At 42.4% G+C, this 561-nt stretch carries 1 protein-coding gene; it reads left to right on the top strand.

What is annotated here, in order from left to right; translation table 11 throughout:
• A partial coding sequence (locus tag R8O10_RS26795) for an L-alanine exporter AlaE (RefSeq protein ID WP_318192171.1) occupies nucleotides 1–404 on the top strand: 404 nt, incomplete at its 5' end.
• Nucleotides 405–561: the final 157 nt, after the last annotated feature.

Here is a 561-nt window from a genome sequence, read left to right as displayed (position 1 = left end):
CTTTTGCTATGGTTGTTTTTTGCTTTATTACAGGGATGATTATCGAGATTTTGATTTCAGGAATGACGTTTGAGCAGTCTCTGGCATCACGCACGTTGTCTATACCAGTAAATATCGCGATTGCTTGGCCTTATGGCATGTTCCGTGATAGGGTTTTACGCCAAGGTAACAAACTTTCACCTTCTTCTTTCATGAAAAATGTGTCTGATCTTGTATCGTATGTGCTTTTCCAATCACCTGTGTACGCCGGCATTCTTTTAGCCGTTGGTGCATCGTATGATCAAATTGTTACGGCAGTTGCGAGCAACGCTGTGGTTTCTTGTGGAATGGGCGTGTTATACGGCTACTTTTTGGATATGTGCCGTCGTTGGTTCCGCGTTCCGGGTTATCATCAAGGCGTTTGATTGACACTGTTTTGTTCAATTTAGTTACTTAGTGAGCAAACGAGTGTAAAAGAAGGCTTTTTTTACGGTTTAGCCTTGACCATGAGGCTCATAATCATTAAATTAGCGCCTCGTTAGCCAAGAATGCTAACCACAATTTGATTCGGTGAGTTGTCCG

The sequence above is a fragment of the Vibrio sp. 1727 genome (assembly GCF_033344415.1).
Classification (GTDB): Bacteria; Pseudomonadota; Gammaproteobacteria; order Enterobacterales; family Vibrionaceae; genus Vibrio; species Vibrio alginolyticus.
Note: the sequence above shows the minus strand (reverse complement) of the source record. Positions and strands in the feature narration are given on the sequence as shown.